The sequence below is a fragment of the Nonomuraea polychroma genome (assembly GCF_004011505.1).
Taxonomy (GTDB): Bacteria; Actinomycetota; Actinomycetes; order Streptosporangiales; family Streptosporangiaceae; genus Nonomuraea; species Nonomuraea polychroma.
Map to the genome: position 1 here is coordinate 9,917,629 of NZ_SAUN01000001.1, position 14,985 is coordinate 9,932,613.

A 14,985-nucleotide genomic window follows, 5' to 3' on the forward strand; every position below is an offset into this window, starting at 1 on the left:
ATGGCTACCGTCGAGCTGACGTTCAGTGCTCTCCCCGCGCATGTGCGGACCGCCCGGTTGGTCGCGACGGCGATAGCTCGCCGCACCGGCGTGGAGGAGTCCCTGCTGGACGAGGTCAGGCTCGCCGTGGGTGAGGCCTGTTCCCGGGCGGTGGAGGCGCACCGCGCCCACTGCCCGGGCGAGCCCATTCGCATCGAGCTGCGTGATGACGCCGGGCGATTCGAGGTCACGGTCAGCGATCAGGCCCCCAGTGATGAGATCCAGCAGCAGGAGAAGCCTCTCGATCTGGGGATGCTGTCTGACTCGTTCATGACGGGCTTCGGCCTCGCGGTCATCGCGGGACTCGCCGACGATGTGGAAGTCTTCCCCAGCCCGAAGGGCACCGACATCCGCATGAGCTGGCCCGCCGCGGGCATCCCGTCCCAATAATCCTTCCTGGTTTTCTTTACGGTTGCCCAGCCCGGCCCCAACCGCCGCACGGGGCTGAGGTCTGTCCAGGGAGACGCTTCTGACTCGTTCAGTGGCGGGCCGCCGTTACGGCGCACGGGCACCATTGCCTCAGTTCAGGCGTGGGCCGTGGGCTCCGTCTCGCCACAGACGTGACCGTGGGCTTCGGATCGCCCACGGTCACGTCTCGTTTGCCTGCCCTCTGCATACTGGGTTTCGGACCGGCCGTATCAAGACCTTGTCATGACCGTAAACAGAGGGAAATTACGGTTGTCAGGGTGCAAACCCGGGCACGGGCAGGGGATTACTAGACGCGTGCATAATTAGTGACCTTCGGAGCCTTCATATCCGTTCACTGCCTGCGTAGACTCCCGGCACCGGCCAAGGTGATCCGGCGGAACGCGGATTCAACCGGAAGCGGCACCCACAACCCGGATGGTGCCGCAACACCCGCCGAGGTAGCCGGGAGGCACCGCCCGGGCAGGACGACCGGTCTTGCCGAGGAGAACGATGAGCAGGCACATGCTGGCAGCGGAGCCAGCGTCCAATCTGGCCCTGAGCGCAAACAATCTCACCATCGTGATCGTGGTCGCCGCGGTCGCACTGATCGCGCTAGCCGTCGCCGGCGGCCTGGTGCGCGAAGTGCTGTCCGCCGGCCAGGGCACCGAGCGCATGCAGAACATCGCCCGTGCCGTACAAGAAGGCGCCGCGGCCTATCTCGCGCGCCAGTTCCGCACGTTGGCGATCTTCGTCGTCATAATTCCCTTCCTGTTGTTGCTGCTACCCGGGGAGATGGACGTCCGCATAGGGCGGTCGATCTTCTTCGTGGTCGGGGCGGTGTTCTCCGCGCTGACCGGGTTCATGGGCATGTGGCTGGCCGTGCGCGGCAACGTCCGCGTCGCCGCCGCGGCCAAAGACTCGGGCGAGAAGCGCGCCATGCGCATCGCGTTCCGCACCGGCGGCGTGGCCGGAATGTTCACCGTGGGCCTCGGTCTGCTGGGCGCGGCCGTGGTCGTGTTCATCTACCGGGGCGAGGCGCCCCACGTGCTCGAAGGGTTCGGGTTCGGGGCGGCGCTGCTGGCGATGTTCATGCGTGTCGGCGGCGGCATCTTCACCAAGGCCGCCGACGTCGGCGCCGACCTGGTCGGCAAGGTCGAGCAGGGCATCCCCGAAGACGACCCGCGTAACGCCGCCACCATCGCCGACAACGTGGGCGACAACGTCGGCGACTGCGCGGGCATGGCGGCCGACCTGTTCGAGTCGTACGCGGTCATGCTGGTCGCCAGCCTCATCCTGGGCAGCGCGGCCTTCGGCGAGCAGGGGCTGATCTTCCCCCTGATCGTCCCGATGATCGGCGTCATCACGGCGATCATCGGCATTTTCGTCACCGGGATGCGTGACGGCGACCGCAACGGCATGGCCGCGATCAACCGCAGCTTCTTCATCTCGGCCGCGATCTCCGCGGTGCTGGTCGCCGTGGCGGCGTTCTTGTACCTGCCCGCCGACTTCGCCGGTCTGACCGGCTCGGTCGTCCAGTCCGACGCCGACCCGCGGCTCATCGCCATCGGCGCCGTCCTCATCGGCCTCGTGCTGGCCAGCGCCATCCAGTTGCTGACCGGCTACTTCACCGAGACCACCCGGCGTCCCGTACGCGAGATCGGCGAGAGCTCCCGCACCGGCGCCGCCACCGTCATCCTGGCCGGCATCAGCGTCGGCCTGGAGTCGGCGGTCTACTCCGCCCTGATCATCGGCGGCGCGGTCTACGGCGCGTTCCTGCTTGGCTTCGGCAACGTGACGCTCGCGCTGTTCGCGGTCGCCCTGGCGGGCACCGGCCTGCTGACCACGGTCGGCGTCATCGTGTCCATGGACACCTTCGGCCCGGTCTCCGACAACGCGCAGGGCATCGCCGAGATGTCGGGCGACATCGACGGCGAGGGCGCCCGCGTGCTCACCAGCCTCGACGCCGTCGGCAACACCACCAAGGCGATCACCAAGGGCATCGCGATCGCCACGGCCGTGCTGGCGGCGACCGCGCTGTTCGGCGCCTTCCGTACCGCCGTGGAGGGCGAGCTCGCCAAGGCCGACGCGTCGATCAAGGATGCGCTGGGCATCTTCCAGAACTTCAGCCTGGGCATCGACAACCCGAACGTCCTCGTCGGCCTGATCATCGGGGCCTCGGTCGTGTTCCTGTTCTCCGGACTGGCGATCACGGCGGTCGGGCGGGCCGCGATGCGGGTCGTCTTCGAAGTACGGGAGCAGTTCCGCAGCAAGCCCGGCATCATGGACGGCTCGGAGAAGCCGGACTACGGGCGCGTCGTGGACATCTGCACTCGCGACTCGCTGCGCGAGCTGGCCACGCCCGGCCTGCTGGCGATCATGACGCCGATCGCGGTCGGTTTCGCCCTCGGGTACGCGCCGCTGGGCGCGTTCCTCGCCGGAGCGATCGCCTGCGGCACGCTGATGGCCGTGTTCCTGGCGAACTCCGGTGGCGCCTGGGACAACGCCAAGAAACTGGTCGAGGACGGGCACCACGGTGGCAAGGGGTCGGAGGCGCACGCCGCCACGGTCATCGGCGACACGGTCGGCGACCCGTTCAAGGACACGGCCGGGCCTGCCATCAACCCGCTGATCAAGGTGATGAACCTGGTGGCGCTACTGGTCGCGCCCGCGGTGGTGCTGTACGCGGGCAACCCCGTCCTGCGCATCTCCATCACCCTGGTGGCGGTGGCCGTCGTGGTCGGCGCCATCGTCGTGTCCAAGCGGCGTTCGGCGACCAGCGAGCCGGCCAGCAACAATCGCGAGCAGGAGCCGGTGGCGTCGTAGCACCACCGCCCTCCACAGCCGAGACGCCCGCTCCCCCTCGTGGGGGCGGGTGTTTCGTGTTGTGAGGGGCGGCTCGGGGCGCTGCCGTTCCGCCAGGGTCCGGCGGCTGCGGGAGATCACCGATCCGTGTCTGGAGGGCTGAGCCACCTGCCGTCGATCATGAGGTCGCGCTCGGCGAGCTCGTTCACCTCGCGCCAGGCCTGCACCTGGAGCGGGACGATACGGAAGTACGGGTAGGCGCCGCGCAGCTTGCGCGGGTCGAAGCCCGTCTTGACGGCGAAAGTGTCGCCGACCTCGGCCGGGATCTCCGCGGTGGGTATCACCTCACGCAACTCGGCCTCGATCAGGACGACGTCGCGCGTGGTGCCGAGCGCCACCCTGACCTTGCCGGTGGCCTCCAGGAACCTGGCCGTCGGGTTGGTCCTGGCCGTGGAGATGAGCATGGTCTGGCCGTCCCACAGGAACGACAGCGGCATCAGGTATGGCAGGCCGGCGGCCGGATCGGCGGTGGCGAACCAGGCGTCGACGTCGCGCTCGAGCCGGTCCAGGGTGTCGCGGATGCGCCGGTCCAGGGTGCGGGCGGGAGGTTTCACGGTGGTCAGGGTAGCGGTCATCGGGCACGCTCCAGGCCCTCGGCGATCTGCCGCGTCGACCGCCCTGCGAGGGAGCGCTGAGAGGTGGCGGGTTCTGGGGCCGCCGTCGTGGCGCACAGGGCACAGGGCGTGGAGCGCAGGGCACAGGGCGTGGAGCGCAGGGCACAGGGCGTGGAGCGCAGGGCACAGGGCGTGGAGCGCAGGGCACAGGGCGTGGAGCGCAGGGCACAGGGCGTGGAGCGCAGGGGTGGAGCGCCAGGACTGGGGCTCCGGCCGCACCGGGGGCCCTCGGTGGGAAACTGGGCGCGTGGAAGATGACAAGCAGCCCAACGGCGCAAAGACCCTGGGCCTGATTCTGCTGGCCATGCTCGTCATCCTGGCCGTGCTCGTCGCATTGGCCATCTGGGCCTCGAAGACAGGGTGATCCGGTGCGGACGTTGATCGTGCTGCGGCATGCGAAAGCCGCCCACATCCCCGGACTGGCCGACCGGGAGCGGCCGTTGACCGACCGCGGCGAGCGGGACGCCAAGCGGGCAGGAGACGAGCTGAGAGCGGCCGGGCTGGAACCGGACGCGGTCCTCTGCTCGCCGGCGCTCAGGACCAAGCGCACCGCCGAGATCGCCTTCCCGGAGGCGGAGATCAGCTACGAGCGCGACATTTACGAGGCGTACCCGGAGGAGCTGCTGGAGCTGGTCCGCCGGTCCGATCCCGACCTGGACACCGTGGTGTTGTGCGGCCACAACCCCGGAGTGCACGAGCTGGCCCTGGGCCTGGCCGGAGGCGACTACGTGTTCCGGCCAGGGGCGTTCGCGGTGATCCGGGTGGAGTCGGCGTGGGCGGACCTGTACCCGGGTGAAGGCCGGCTGGTCACGCACTGGGATCCGAAGGAGAGCTAGCCGCGGGCCAGGCCGCGAAGCAGAACCAGCCGCGGACCAGGCCGGCGAAGAGCAGAGCGAGTCGTGAGGTCAGCCGGCCGTGAGGACGCCGTCCTCGGCGTCGGCCGCCTCCACCTCGTCCCGCGAGATCCCCAGCAGGTAGAGGATCGAGTCCAGGTACGGCGTGTTGACCGCGGTGTCCGCGGCCTGCCGGACGACCGGCTTGGCGTTGAAGGCGATCCCGAGCCCGGCCGCCGCGATCATGTCCAGGTCGTTGGCCCCGTCGCCGATGGCCACGGTCTGGGAGATCGGCAGGCGGGCCTCGCGCGCGAAGCGCTCCAGCGCCCGGGCCTTGCCCGGCCGGTCGACGATCTCGCCGACGACGCGGCCGGTCAGCCGCCCGTCCACGACCTCCAGGACGTTGGCGGCGGAGTAGTCGATGCCCAGCTCCTCGACCAGCCCGTCGGTGATCTGGGTGAAGCCGCCGCTGACGATGGCGAAGCGGAAGTCGAGCCGCTTCAAGGTCCGGACCAGCGTACGGGCGCCGGGCGTGAGCACGACCTCCTTGCGCACGTGTTCGAACACCTCGGCGGGCAGCCCTTCGAGCAACGCGACCCGCTTGCGCAGCGACTCGGCGAAGTCCAGCTCGCCGCGCATGGCCTGCTCGGTGACCTTGGCGACCTCATCGAGGCAGCCGGCGTGCGCCGCCAGCAGCTCGATGACCTCGCCCTGGATGAGCGTCGAGTCGACGTCCATGACGATCAGCCGCTTGGCCCGCCGGGACAGGCCCGTACGCTGCACGGCCACGTCGACTTCCTGGGCGGCGGCCTCGGCGGCCAGCTCGATGCGCAGGGCGTCCGGGTCGGCACCGGAGACGGACAGCTCGATGCAGGTGACGGGCCACTGGGCGAGGCGTTCGATGCGGTCGATGTTGGCGCCGGCGGCGGCGATGCGCCCGGCGATGCCCGCGATCGCGGCGGGCTGGAGCGTGGCGCCGAGCACGCTGACCGACAGGCGGCCGCGGCGGCGCTGCTCCTTGGTCTGGGATCCGGTGGAGAGCTCGACCTCCATGCCGAGGTCCTCGGCCACCCGCTCGACGGCGGTCCACATGGCGCCGAGCGTGGTGCCGGTGCCGGTCGAAGGGCCGCCCGCGTACGTGACGAGCACGCCGAGGGTGAGCCGGCCCCGGATGACGACCTGCTCGATGTCCGAGACTGTCACGGGAAAGCCGGAAAGGACGGAGAAAAGACGCGACGTGACACCGGGCCGGTCGGGGCCGGTCAGGGTGATCAGGAGGGTGCGCTGGTCCACATCCAGTCACGGTACTGCGCCCGGCCCGATGGTCGCGCAGCAGGTGCACCATTCGGACCGGGCACGGGTCAGCGAACGACCTTGGTGGTGACGCTCTTCGTGTAGCCGAACTCGGGGATGCCCAGCCGGTCGAGCTCCTCCTTGCTCATGTCCTCCATGCCCTGGTCGACGTTGTACGAGACCACGCCGAGTGTCGCCTTCTGCGTGCCCTTGGCGCTCTTCTTCACCTTCGCGTAGAAGTTCATGACGACCGAGTCACCCACCTCAATGACCTCAGTCGGCGGGCACCAGAACGCGCGGGCCGAGACGAGCTCACACCTCATCTTGGAGTGATTGGTGTCGTAGCGGATGCTGTTCACGTCGACACCCTTGGGGAACTCGCCGCCGAGGAACCAGGCGTCCGCGTAGTGCGGGCCCTTGTTGGTGGCGACGATGGTGTACTTGATCTTCCCGCCGGCCTTGACCGTCTTGGTCGCCTTGACCTTGACGGAGAAGGCCGAGAAGGGGTCGGCAGCCTTGGTCACGGTGGTGGCCGTGGTAGCCGTCGTGGTGGCGGCGGCGGGAACAGCCGGGATGAGCAGGGCACCGGCCAGCAATGCCAGCGAGGCGGCCTTGGGAAGGGAGTTGCGCATTCAACGTCTCCGGTGAGGAATTGGGCACGGGGACGTACATCGCCAAGCCCCCGTAAATGTCGGCTGTTCCTATCACGATGGCAAAATCTATGTAAAGCCTATTTCTTCAGAATCAGGTGTGTGTCGCCGAACTCGTGCCACAGGTACCCCTGCCGTAGCGCCTCTTCATACGCCCGCGCCAGCGCTTCCTCGCCCGCGATCGCCGTGAGCATCAGCAGATGGCTGGAGCGCGGCTCGTGCAGGCCGGTGATCAGCCCCGTGACCGCCCGCACGCCACGCTCCGGAGTGACCACGTGCCTGGTCCAGCCCGCTGCCGCGGTCACCCGCCCGGCCGCGTCCACAGCCGTCTCCAGAGCCCGTACGACCGTCGTGCCCGCCGCCACCACCCGGTTGCCGTTCCGGCGGGCCAGATTGACCAGCCGCGCCGTCGAGGCCGGCACCTCGTACCGCTCCGCGTACGGCGGTTCGTCCTTCTCCGGCGAGGCCACCCCCGTGTGCAGGGTGATCGGCGCGATGCCGACTCCGCGCGCCACCAGCGCGGTCACGAGATCGGTGGTGAACGGCCGCGCCGCGCTCGGCATCTCCGCGCTGCCCGGCACGGTCGCGAACACGGTCTGGTAGGCGTCGATCGGCCAGTCCCGTTCCACGTAGGAATAGCGGATCGGCACCCCGTACGCGCGCAGGTACGCCTCCACGTCACGATCCAGCGCCGCCCGCCACAACCGCGGCGTCTCCCGCTCGATCAGCCGCAGCGTGGCCCGCCCCGGCAGCGGGAGCCACTCCCCGGCCTCGCCCCCGCCGTACGGCTCGGACGCCTTCGCAGTACGCCTGCGCAACTCGACCAGCCACGTGCCGTCCTCCCGCGCCGTGGAGAAGTGCACCGCCAGCCGGTCCAGCCTGACGGCCGCGGGCAGCGTGGCCGAGTTGTTCACCACGATCAGGTCTCCGGGGTCGAGCAGCCCCGGCAGTTCCGCGAACCGGCGATGCTCGGGCTCCAGGTCGCCGCGCGAGACCATCAGGCGAACCGCGTCCCTGGACATCCCCCTGGCCTCCGGTGGCTCCTGGGCCGTCAGGCCGGGCGGCAGCACGAAGTCGAGCGTCGGCGCCGTCATTGCAGGCTCACTTTTCCGCTGGCCGGACGGGAGCTCACCAGGTCGTGCAGGGCCGCGGCCACCTTCGCCGGGTCGGCCGCGCCGGCCGCCTCCTCGGCGCCCACGGCGTCGGCCAGCATGCGGGTGTTCATCTCGCCGGGGTCCACCCACCAGACGCGAACGGAGGGCTCCTCGGCGGCCAGCACGTTCGACAGTTGCTCCAGGGCTGCCTTGCTCGCCCCGTAGCCGCCCCAGCCCTCGTACGCGCCGGTGGCGGCGTCCGAGGTGACGTTCACGACGGCGCCGCGGGAGGAAGCGCGCAGCGCCGGCAGCGTGGCCTGGACGAGGGCGAGGGGAGCGGTCACGTTCGTCTCCAGCAGAGCTCTGAACGTTTCCAGCGGGTAGCCCGCCAGCGGCGGCAGCGGCGTCACGCCCAGGTCGCTGGCGTTGTTGACCAGCAGGTCCAGCTCCGGGGCCGCCCGGGCCAGCCGCTCGACGTGCGCCGGGTCGGTCACGTCGCCTGGGATCGCGGTCGCGCCCAGCTCGGCCGCGACCCTCTCCAGGTCGTCCGCCCCGCGGGCGGTGAGGACGAGGTTCCAGCCGGACGCGGCCAGCGAGCGCGCCAGCGCGAGACCCAGGCCGCGGGAGGCGCCGGTGATGAGTGCGGTGTTCGTCATGCTTCGACGCTAGGAACGCGACGGCTCGCGGACATCGGGCTGAGGACCGGTCCGGGCCTGGGCACATCGTCCTAGGACCCGGGGTGCCGGGGGATCATAGAGTGGTCTCGTGACGGCCGACCGAGACGAGATCCTGCAGGCGGTGAGCTCCGCGGTGCTCGCGGTCACCCGCCATCTGTCGGTCCGCGAGGTGCTGCAGGTCATCGTACGCTCGGCGCAGCGGCTGCTCGACGCCCGCTACGCCGCGCTCGGCGTGCCCGACGACGACGGGTCGTTCGCCGAGTTCGTCGCCGAGGGCATCACCGACAAGCAGTGGGACGCGATCGGGCCGCTGCCCCGGCAGCATGGCATGCTCGGCGCGATGCTCCGCGATGGCGCCCCCGTCCGGCTCCCCGACCTGCGCAAAGACCCCAGGTTCGAGTGGTGGCCGAAGGCGCATCCGGTGATGAAGGACTTCCTGGGCGTCCCCATCCGCGACGGCGAGCAGGTGCTCGGCATCATCTTCCTGGCCAACAAGCGCACGCCCGGCGGCGGCTTCACGCAGGAGGACCAGGAGCTGCTCACGTTGTTCGCCGCGCACGCCGCGATCGCGCTGACCAACGCCAGGCTCTACGAGCGCGGTCGCGAGCTGGCCATGCTGGAGGAACGCAACCGGGTGGCCAGAGAGCTGCACGACGCCGTCACGCAGAAGCTCTTCTCACTCCGGCTCACCGCCCAGGCCGCCGGGGCGATGCTGACGCAGGACCCCGGCAAGGCGGCCGTGGAGCTCGAACGTGTCCAGCGCCTGGCCGGCGAGGCCCTGTCGGAGCTGCGTGCCGTGATCGTGGAGCTCCGCCCGGCCGAGCTCGACCGGCACGGGCTGTCGGAGACGCTGCGCAAGCACGTCCGCATGCTCGACAGGCTCCATCCGTCCCTGGTCGCGTTCGAGTGCGGCGAGCTGCCGCCGCTGGATTCGGCGGTCGAGGTCGCGGTGTTGCGGGTGGCCCAGGAGGCGCTGCACAACGCGCTCAGGCACTCGGGAGCCGCCCGCGTCCTCGTACGGATGGTCTATGAGGACGGCAAGCTGGTGCTGACCGTCAGCGACGACGGCAGCGGGTTCGAGCAGGCGGAGTCACGCGGTCTCGGGCTGGTGTCGATGCGGGACAGGGCCGAGTCGGTCGGCGGCGTGATGACCGTCGAGTCGGCCCCCGGCCACGGGACCACGGTACGCGTGGAGGTGGGCGTTTGATCCGGGTGCTGATCGCCGACGATCATCCGGTGGTGCGGCAGGGGCTGCGGACGTTCCTCGACCTGCAGGACGACATCACGGTCGTCGGTGAGGCCGGCGACGGCGAACAGGCCGTCGAGCTGGTCGGAGAGCTGGCCCCCGACGTGCTGCTGCTGGATCTGAAGATGCCGGTGCTCGATGGCCTCGGCACGCTGGAGCGGCTGGCCGGCACCGCGACCAGGGTGGTCGTGCTGACGTCGGTGAGCGATCGGGGGGACGTGGCGCCGGCGATGCGCGCGGGCGCGTCCGGGTTCCTCTACAAGGACGTCGATCCGTCCGCGCTGGTCCAGGCGGTTCGCGCCGTGCACGGTGGCCAGGTGCTGCTCGCGCCCGAAGCGGCCGAGGCGATGTTGTCCGCGGGCGGCGCCCCGGACGTGCCCGCGCCGGTCCCGCTGACCGACCGGGAGCGCGAGGTGCTCGCACTCATCGCGGCCGGCCGGTCCAACAGGGAGATCGCGAGGAGCCTCGCCGTCGCGGAGAAGACGGTCAAGACCCACGTCTCCAACGTGCTGATGAAGCTGGGCGTGCAGGACCGCACCCAGGCCGCGCTGTACGCGGTACGGCACGGCCTGGGGTGAAGATCAGGTGTCCTTCTTCTTGTTGGACTCGACGTGGCTGGACGGCGGGTTGTACTCCTTGACCGGGGGCGGCGGGGTGTAGCTCCGCCCGGGGCGCGGCGGGCTGACGATCGTCGTCTTGGCCGTCTTGAGCCAGTGGTAGCCCTTGATGCCGAGGCGCTTGAGCTCGGCCTCGCTCATGTTCTCCATGCCCTGGTCCACGTCGAACGAGAGCACGCCGACGCGGGCCTTGGCGGTGCCCGTGGTGCCCTTCTTCAGCGTCACCTGGAAGTTGAGCCAGTCGGTCTTGCCCTTCTCCAGGCGCAGCGGGCCCCAGCACCAGAACCAGCGGCCCTCCCAGGTGCACTTCGTGCCCTTGGGACCGCCCCAGCGCAGGGTCGGCACGACGCCCTTCGGCACCTCGCCGCCCATCCAGTAGTAGTCGGCGTAGTGCGGGCCGAGGTTCTTCGCCTTCACGTAATATGTGATCTTGCCACCGCGCTTGGTGCGCTTGGTGTGCTTGACCGAGATCTTGAAACTCGAGTACGGCGCCGGCCGCGCCGTCGTCTTCGTGGGTGTCACCGCGGTCGTGGTGCTGGTGGTGGCGGCGCTGACCTGGCCGGGCGCGGCCAGGGTGCCGGCGGCGAGACCTCCGGCTAAGAACAGGCTGAAGCTTCTGCGCATGTGACGGCTCCCCGTACGGTGCTGGAAATCCCCGATCATCTCCACGATTATTGCGAAGGGCAAATTTTTCGCAAAGAGCGATGATCTTTCGTGACCTGGGATGGCTTGCGGGGGTTCGCGTGGGCCCATCACGCTTGTGATCGGGGGATTAGCACAAGGGGGAGGGCCAGGTGCCGGAGACGCACCCTTTACAGGCGGGTGATCCGCAGACCCTGGGCAGCTACCGGTTGCTCGGCCGCCTGGGCAAGGGGGCGCAGGGGATCGTCTTCAAGGGGGAGGCGCCCGACGGGCGGCTTGTGGCGATCAAGCTACTGAAAACCCGGCTCGACAAGCCGGGGATCGACGGCGAGCGCTTCTTGCGAGAGGTGGCCGCGGCGCGCCGGGTCGCCCAGTTCTGCACCGCCCAGGTGCTGGACGCCAACATGGACGGCGAGCAGCCGTACATCGTGAGCGAGCTGGTCGACGGCGTGTCACTGCAGATCGTGGTGCAGCGTGACGGGCCGCGTGCCGGTGGCGCGCTGTACCGGCTGGCCGTCGGCACGGTGACCGCGTTGGCCGCCATTCACCGGGCGGGCATCGTGCACCGGGACTTCAAGCCGAGCAACGTGCTGATCGGCAGCGACGGGCCGCGGGTGATCGACTTCGGTATCGCGCGGGCGTTGGACTCGGGGATGACGCTCAGCAGCGGGGTGGTGGGGACGCCGGCGTACATGTCGCCCGAGCAGATCTCCGCCGAACGAGTCGGGCCGGCCAGCGACATGTTCAGCTGGGGCCTGACCATGGTGTTCGCCGCTACGGGACGGCCCGCGTTCGGGGAGGACAGCCTGCCCGCGGTGATCTACCGGGTGATCAACGAGGAGCCGGATCTGTCGGTGTTGCCCGACGATCTGCGGCCGATCGTGCAGGCGTGCCTCAGCAAGCGGGCCGAGGATCGGCCGACGGCGGCCGACGCGCTGTTCGCGCTGCTGGAGAACCAGGGGGAGTCGTCCCGGCTCGACGACGAGGTGGCCCTCACCACCGGCTCCCAGTTCGCCGCCGAACAAAGCACCCCGCCCAACCCCGTCCCGTCGCCGGCGCCCGCTCCCGTTCCGCCGGCTCCTCCTGCGCCCTCCTGGGCCGGTTCAGAAGGACCTCCGCCCCGGCCGCCGCGCGCCGGGGCTGCGCCGCCCCGGGTCGGCTGGGCGAGCCCGGAAGGCCGGGCGCCCGGCCCGGACTCCGCCACCCCACCACCCGCCACCCCCGACTGGCGCGCTTCCACCCCACAGGCCGGTGGAGCAGGTCCTTCGGGCCCGCATGTCGTGGGGCCGCAACGTTCCGGTCAGCAGGCCACCGATCCACAGGCCGGTGGCCCCGGCGTGTCGGGCCCGCAGGTCGCCGGTCCGCAGGGCGGTGGCCCCGGCGTGTCGGGCCCGCGAGCCGCTGGTCCGCAGGCCGGAAGCTCGGGCGTGTCGGGCCCGCAGGTCGCCGGTCCGCAGCGCGGTGGCCCCGGCGTGTCCGGCCCGCGGGCCGCTGGTCCGCAGGCCGGGAGCTCGGGCGTGTCGGGCCCGCAGCCCGCGGGTCCGCAGGCTTCGGGACCGGAGGGTCCTGGGGCGGGTGGAGCGTTCTCGGCCTCGGGGTGGGCAGGTCAGGGAGGACAGCCGGCTGCCGCATCCGGGTGGGTGAGTCCCGATGGGCAGGTGCCCGCTGGCGGGGGTGCGGCCTCGGGGTGGGCCAGCCCTTCAGGGGACGCCTATGCGCGGCCACAGGCGGCGCAACAGCCTTCTGGTGGGCAGCCGCACAACCCACCGCCGCAGGCTCAGCAGTACCTGCCGCCGCCCTATCCGATGGGCGCCGCCCCGCAGGCGCAGTCGCCTGGGCGGGTCCCTGCGGCCGGTCACCTCAGAGAGCCCGGACAGCCGGGCTCGGCCGGGCCGGCGGGTGCCGATGGTCAGGCGGGTGACCGGGGCCGGGACGGAGCCGGCCGGGCCGGTGCGGCGTGGCCGGACAATTCGCGTCCCAGTGCGGACAACGACGCGTTCTTCAGGCACATCCCCGTGGAGGAGCGGCCCGATGAGGCCAACGCCAGGCGGAGGCGCGCCACCCTGGTGGCGGGCACCCTGGTCGTGGCACTCACCCTGGCCGGCGGCGTGCTCTACTTCGGCCCGAAGATGTTCGCGCCCACGTCCGGCCCCGGAGGGGACAACGTCGCCCAGCTGACCACGTCCGCCAGTCCGACGGTCCCCACCCCGACGACGGCGACGACCCAGGCGAGTTCGGCGACCCCGACCCCCACCCCCACAGTGGTGACGCCGACCCCCACGCCCACCCAGGACCAGCCCCAGGAGCAGACGGTCCCGGTGGTGGGCGAACAGGACGGGGAGTCGCTCAAGGGCCACACGAAGGGCGTCCAGACGTTCTCCGCCGTGTCCGTGGGCGGCAAGACGACCTGGCTGGTCACCGGCGGCCAGGACGGCCGGGTTCGCCTGTGGGACCTGGCCACGCACAAGTCCCTGGCTTCCATGAAGGGCCACAGGCAGGAGGTGTACGCCGTGGCCGGCGCGATGATGGGCAAGACCCCCGTCGCGGTCTCCGGCGGCTACGACGGCAGTGTCCGCCTGTGGAATCTCAAGACCCGCAAGGGCAAGATCCTCGGCTGGCACGGCGACGCCGTCTACGCCGTCGCGGTGACCAAGGTCAAGGACAAGTGGGTGGCGGTCACCGGCGACGCCGACGGCTACCTCAGGTTCTGGGACCTGGGCAAACGCAAGGCCACGGGCAAGAGCATCCGGGCCCACCGCAAGCCGGTGAACTGGCTCAGCGCCACCCACATCGGCGACCGCGCGATCGCGGTCTCGGCCAGCGAGGACGAGTCGTTGCGCATGTGGGACATGTCCAGCCGCAAGTCGTACGGGAAGGCGTACAAGGGCCACTCCAAGGGCGTGTACGCCGTCACCGTCGGCAAGGTCGACGACAAGACGGTCGTGGCGTCCGGTGGCAAAGACGGAAAAATCCGGATCTGGGACCCGAAGAACGGCAAGACCATCGGCACCATGTCCGGTCACAAGAAGATCATCTACTCGCTGTCCTTCGGCACCGTGGGCGATCGGACGGTCCTGCTGTCCGGCAGCACCGACGGCACGATCAGGCTCTGGGACCCGGACGCCCGCAAGCCACTGGGCAAGCCCGTGAAGGCCCACAAGAGCGGCGTGTACGCCGTCGGCATCGTCCGCGTCGACGACCGGGTCGCCCTCGTCTCGGCCGGCAAGGACAAACTGGTCCGCTTGTGGAAGGCCGGGGACGCGGCTACTGGCTCCTGATGGGCTCGAAGATCGCGTGGTGGGCGGCGACGAGCGCACGTCGTACCGCGCGGTCGAGCTCGCGCAGCGCGGCGCCGCGGGCGGCGATCTGACCGGAGGTGAGCCCTCGGTCGTCGGCCAGGCGCAGCACCGCGGCCAGTCGCGTGGCCAGCGTGGAGACGCGGTGCGCCCGTGCGGGATAACCGGGCGCCAGCTCGCCGCCCTGCCGCCCCAGTGCGGGACGGCTCTGGAGAGGCCCGTCGACGGAGGCCAGCGCCTCGGTGGCCGAGCGCATCGCGTCCGACAACTCACGCTCGGCCTCGGACAGCGAGGGCAGGTCGTGGCGTATCGGCCCGGACTCATGCACGTCCAGGCGTACCCCGACATAGGACGACCCGCGCAGGTCCGGTGCCGGCACCAGCCCGATGTTGTGGTCGTCGAGCACGGCGATGGCGGCCTGCCCGGCGTCGACCGCGGCCGAGTTGAACGAGGCCGGACCCGACAACCCGAGCGGGTCGCCCGGCGCGGGCAGCGCGAGCCGCAACTCGCGCATGCCGCCCGCGCGGAGGTTTGCGAGGTATTTACGCAACGGGACCTCGCCCGCGACGGCGGGCCCGCCGGCGGATTCCACGTGGTCAGCCGCCTCGTCGAGGCCCACGTGGCCGGCGAGCCACGCGTTGCCCCAGGCGACCAGGGTGGGACAGACAGGCGATTCAGGGCGCACCGATCCACGATAAGCGTTCGCCCTGCAAT

The 14,985-nt window shown here is 70.6% G+C and carries 13 protein-coding genes; 6 read left to right on the forward strand and 7 right to left on the reverse strand.

Annotated features, from left to right (window positions below):
- Together EDD27_RS45930 and EDD27_RS45935 are read left to right on the forward strand one after the other, a co-directional pair.
- The gene (locus tag EDD27_RS45930) at window positions 1-429 is read left to right on the forward strand and encodes an ATP-binding protein (RefSeq protein WP_127938727.1); all 429 of its coding nucleotides are present in this window, start codon (window positions 1-3) and stop codon (window positions 427-429) included.
- A gap of 528 nt (window positions 430-957) precedes the next feature.
- The gene (locus tag EDD27_RS45935) at window positions 958-3,270 is read left to right on the forward strand and encodes a sodium-translocating pyrophosphatase (RefSeq protein WP_127938729.1); all 2,313 of its coding nucleotides are present in this window, start codon (window positions 958-960) and stop codon (window positions 3,268-3,270) included.
- A 116-nt stretch (window positions 3,271-3,386) separates the two neighbouring features.
- On the opposite strand, the gene EDD27_RS45940 is transcribed toward EDD27_RS45935, so the two are convergent.
- Window positions 3,387-3,863 (reverse strand): pyridoxamine 5'-phosphate oxidase family protein, encoded by a 477-nt coding sequence (locus EDD27_RS45940; RefSeq protein WP_338324702.1) that lies wholly within the window; start codon window positions 3,861-3,863, stop codon window positions 3,387-3,389.
- A gap of 428 nt (window positions 3,864-4,291) precedes the next feature.
- Between EDD27_RS45940 and EDD27_RS45950 the strand changes: the two genes are divergently transcribed.
- Complete coding sequence (locus EDD27_RS45950; protein ID WP_241564613.1) at window positions 4,292-4,759, forward strand: SixA phosphatase family protein; 468 nt, start codon at window positions 4,292-4,294, stop codon at window positions 4,757-4,759.
- 69 nt (window positions 4,760-4,828) lie between these two features.
- On the opposite strand, the gene serB is transcribed toward EDD27_RS45950, so the two are convergent.
- The 4 genes from serB to EDD27_RS45970 form a co-directional block, all read right to left on the reverse strand.
- Window positions 4,829-6,049, reverse strand: coding sequence for a phosphoserine phosphatase SerB (gene serB, locus EDD27_RS45955; protein WP_127938735.1), 1,221 nt, complete (start codon window positions 6,047-6,049; stop codon window positions 4,829-4,831).
- A 68-nt stretch (window positions 6,050-6,117) separates the two neighbouring features.
- The gene (locus tag EDD27_RS45960; protein ID WP_127938737.1) at window positions 6,118-6,681 is read right to left on the reverse strand and encodes a DUF11 domain-containing protein; all 564 of its coding nucleotides are present in this window, start codon (window positions 6,679-6,681) and stop codon (window positions 6,118-6,120) included.
- Between the two features lie 98 nt (window positions 6,682-6,779).
- Window positions 6,780-7,793, reverse strand: a complete 1,014-nt coding sequence (locus EDD27_RS45965) for an S-adenosylmethionine:tRNA ribosyltransferase-isomerase (protein WP_127938739.1) — start codon at window positions 7,791-7,793, stop codon at window positions 6,780-6,782.
- Complete coding sequence (locus EDD27_RS45970) at window positions 7,790-8,449, reverse strand: SDR family oxidoreductase (RefSeq protein ID WP_127938741.1); 660 nt, start codon at window positions 8,447-8,449, stop codon at window positions 7,790-7,792. The genes EDD27_RS45965 and EDD27_RS45970 overlap by 4 nt, the downstream gene beginning before the upstream one ends.
- 109 nt (window positions 8,450-8,558) lie before the next feature.
- Between EDD27_RS45970 and EDD27_RS45975 the strand changes: the two genes are divergently transcribed.
- Both EDD27_RS45975 and EDD27_RS45980 read left to right on the forward strand, forming a co-directional pair.
- Window positions 8,559-9,677: a GAF domain-containing sensor histidine kinase gene (locus tag EDD27_RS45975; RefSeq protein WP_206641955.1), complete on the forward strand. Its 1,119-nt coding sequence runs from the start codon at window positions 8,559-8,561 to the stop codon at window positions 9,675-9,677.
- Window positions 9,674-10,294 (forward strand): response regulator, encoded by a 621-nt coding sequence (locus tag EDD27_RS45980; protein WP_127938743.1) that lies wholly within the window; start codon window positions 9,674-9,676, stop codon window positions 10,292-10,294. The genes EDD27_RS45975 and EDD27_RS45980 overlap by 4 nt, the downstream gene beginning before the upstream one ends.
- Before the next feature lie 3 nt (window positions 10,295-10,297).
- Here the strand turns inward: EDD27_RS45980 and EDD27_RS45985 are convergent, their stop codons facing one another.
- Window positions 10,298-10,957, reverse strand: coding sequence for a hypothetical protein (locus EDD27_RS45985; RefSeq protein WP_127938745.1), 660 nt, complete (start codon window positions 10,955-10,957; stop codon window positions 10,298-10,300).
- Between the two features lie 170 nt (window positions 10,958-11,127).
- Between EDD27_RS45985 and EDD27_RS45990 the strand changes: the two genes are divergently transcribed.
- Window positions 11,128-14,253, forward strand: a complete 3,126-nt coding sequence (locus EDD27_RS45990; protein WP_127938747.1) for a protein kinase domain-containing protein — start codon at window positions 11,128-11,130, stop codon at window positions 14,251-14,253.
- Here EDD27_RS45990 and EDD27_RS45995 read toward each other — a convergent pair.
- Window positions 14,240-14,956 carry a hypothetical protein gene (locus EDD27_RS45995; protein ID WP_164904090.1) on the reverse strand — a complete coding sequence of 239 codons (717 nt, stop codon included), beginning with the start codon at window positions 14,954-14,956 and terminating at the stop codon, window positions 14,240-14,242. The genes EDD27_RS45990 and EDD27_RS45995 overlap by 14 nt on opposite strands.
- Between the last annotated feature and the right edge of the window lie 29 nt (window positions 14,957-14,985).

Excerpts from the sequence above, each read along its gene's own strand:
- EDD27_RS45970 (WP_127938741.1), bottom strand. The coding sequence starts at position 8,449 with ATGACGAACACCGCACTCATCACCGGCGCCTCCCGCGGCCTGGGTCTC.
- EDD27_RS45930 (WP_127938727.1), top strand. The coding sequence starts at position 1 with ATGGCTACCGTCGAGCTGACGTTCAGTGCTCTCCCCGCGCATGTGCGG.
- EDD27_RS45985 (WP_127938745.1), bottom strand. The coding sequence starts at position 10,957 with ATGCGCAGAAGCTTCAGCCTGTTCTTAGCCGGAGGTCTCGCCGCCGGC.
- EDD27_RS45935 (WP_127938729.1), top strand. The coding sequence starts at position 958 with ATGAGCAGGCACATGCTGGCAGCGGAGCCAGCGTCCAATCTGGCCCTG.
- EDD27_RS45960 (WP_127938737.1), bottom strand. The coding sequence starts at position 6,681 with ATGCGCAACTCCCTTCCCAAGGCCGCCTCGCTGGCATTGCTGGCCGGT.
- EDD27_RS45965 (WP_127938739.1), bottom strand. The coding sequence starts at position 7,793 with ATGACGGCGCCGACGCTCGACTTCGTGCTGCCGCCCGGCCTGACGGCC.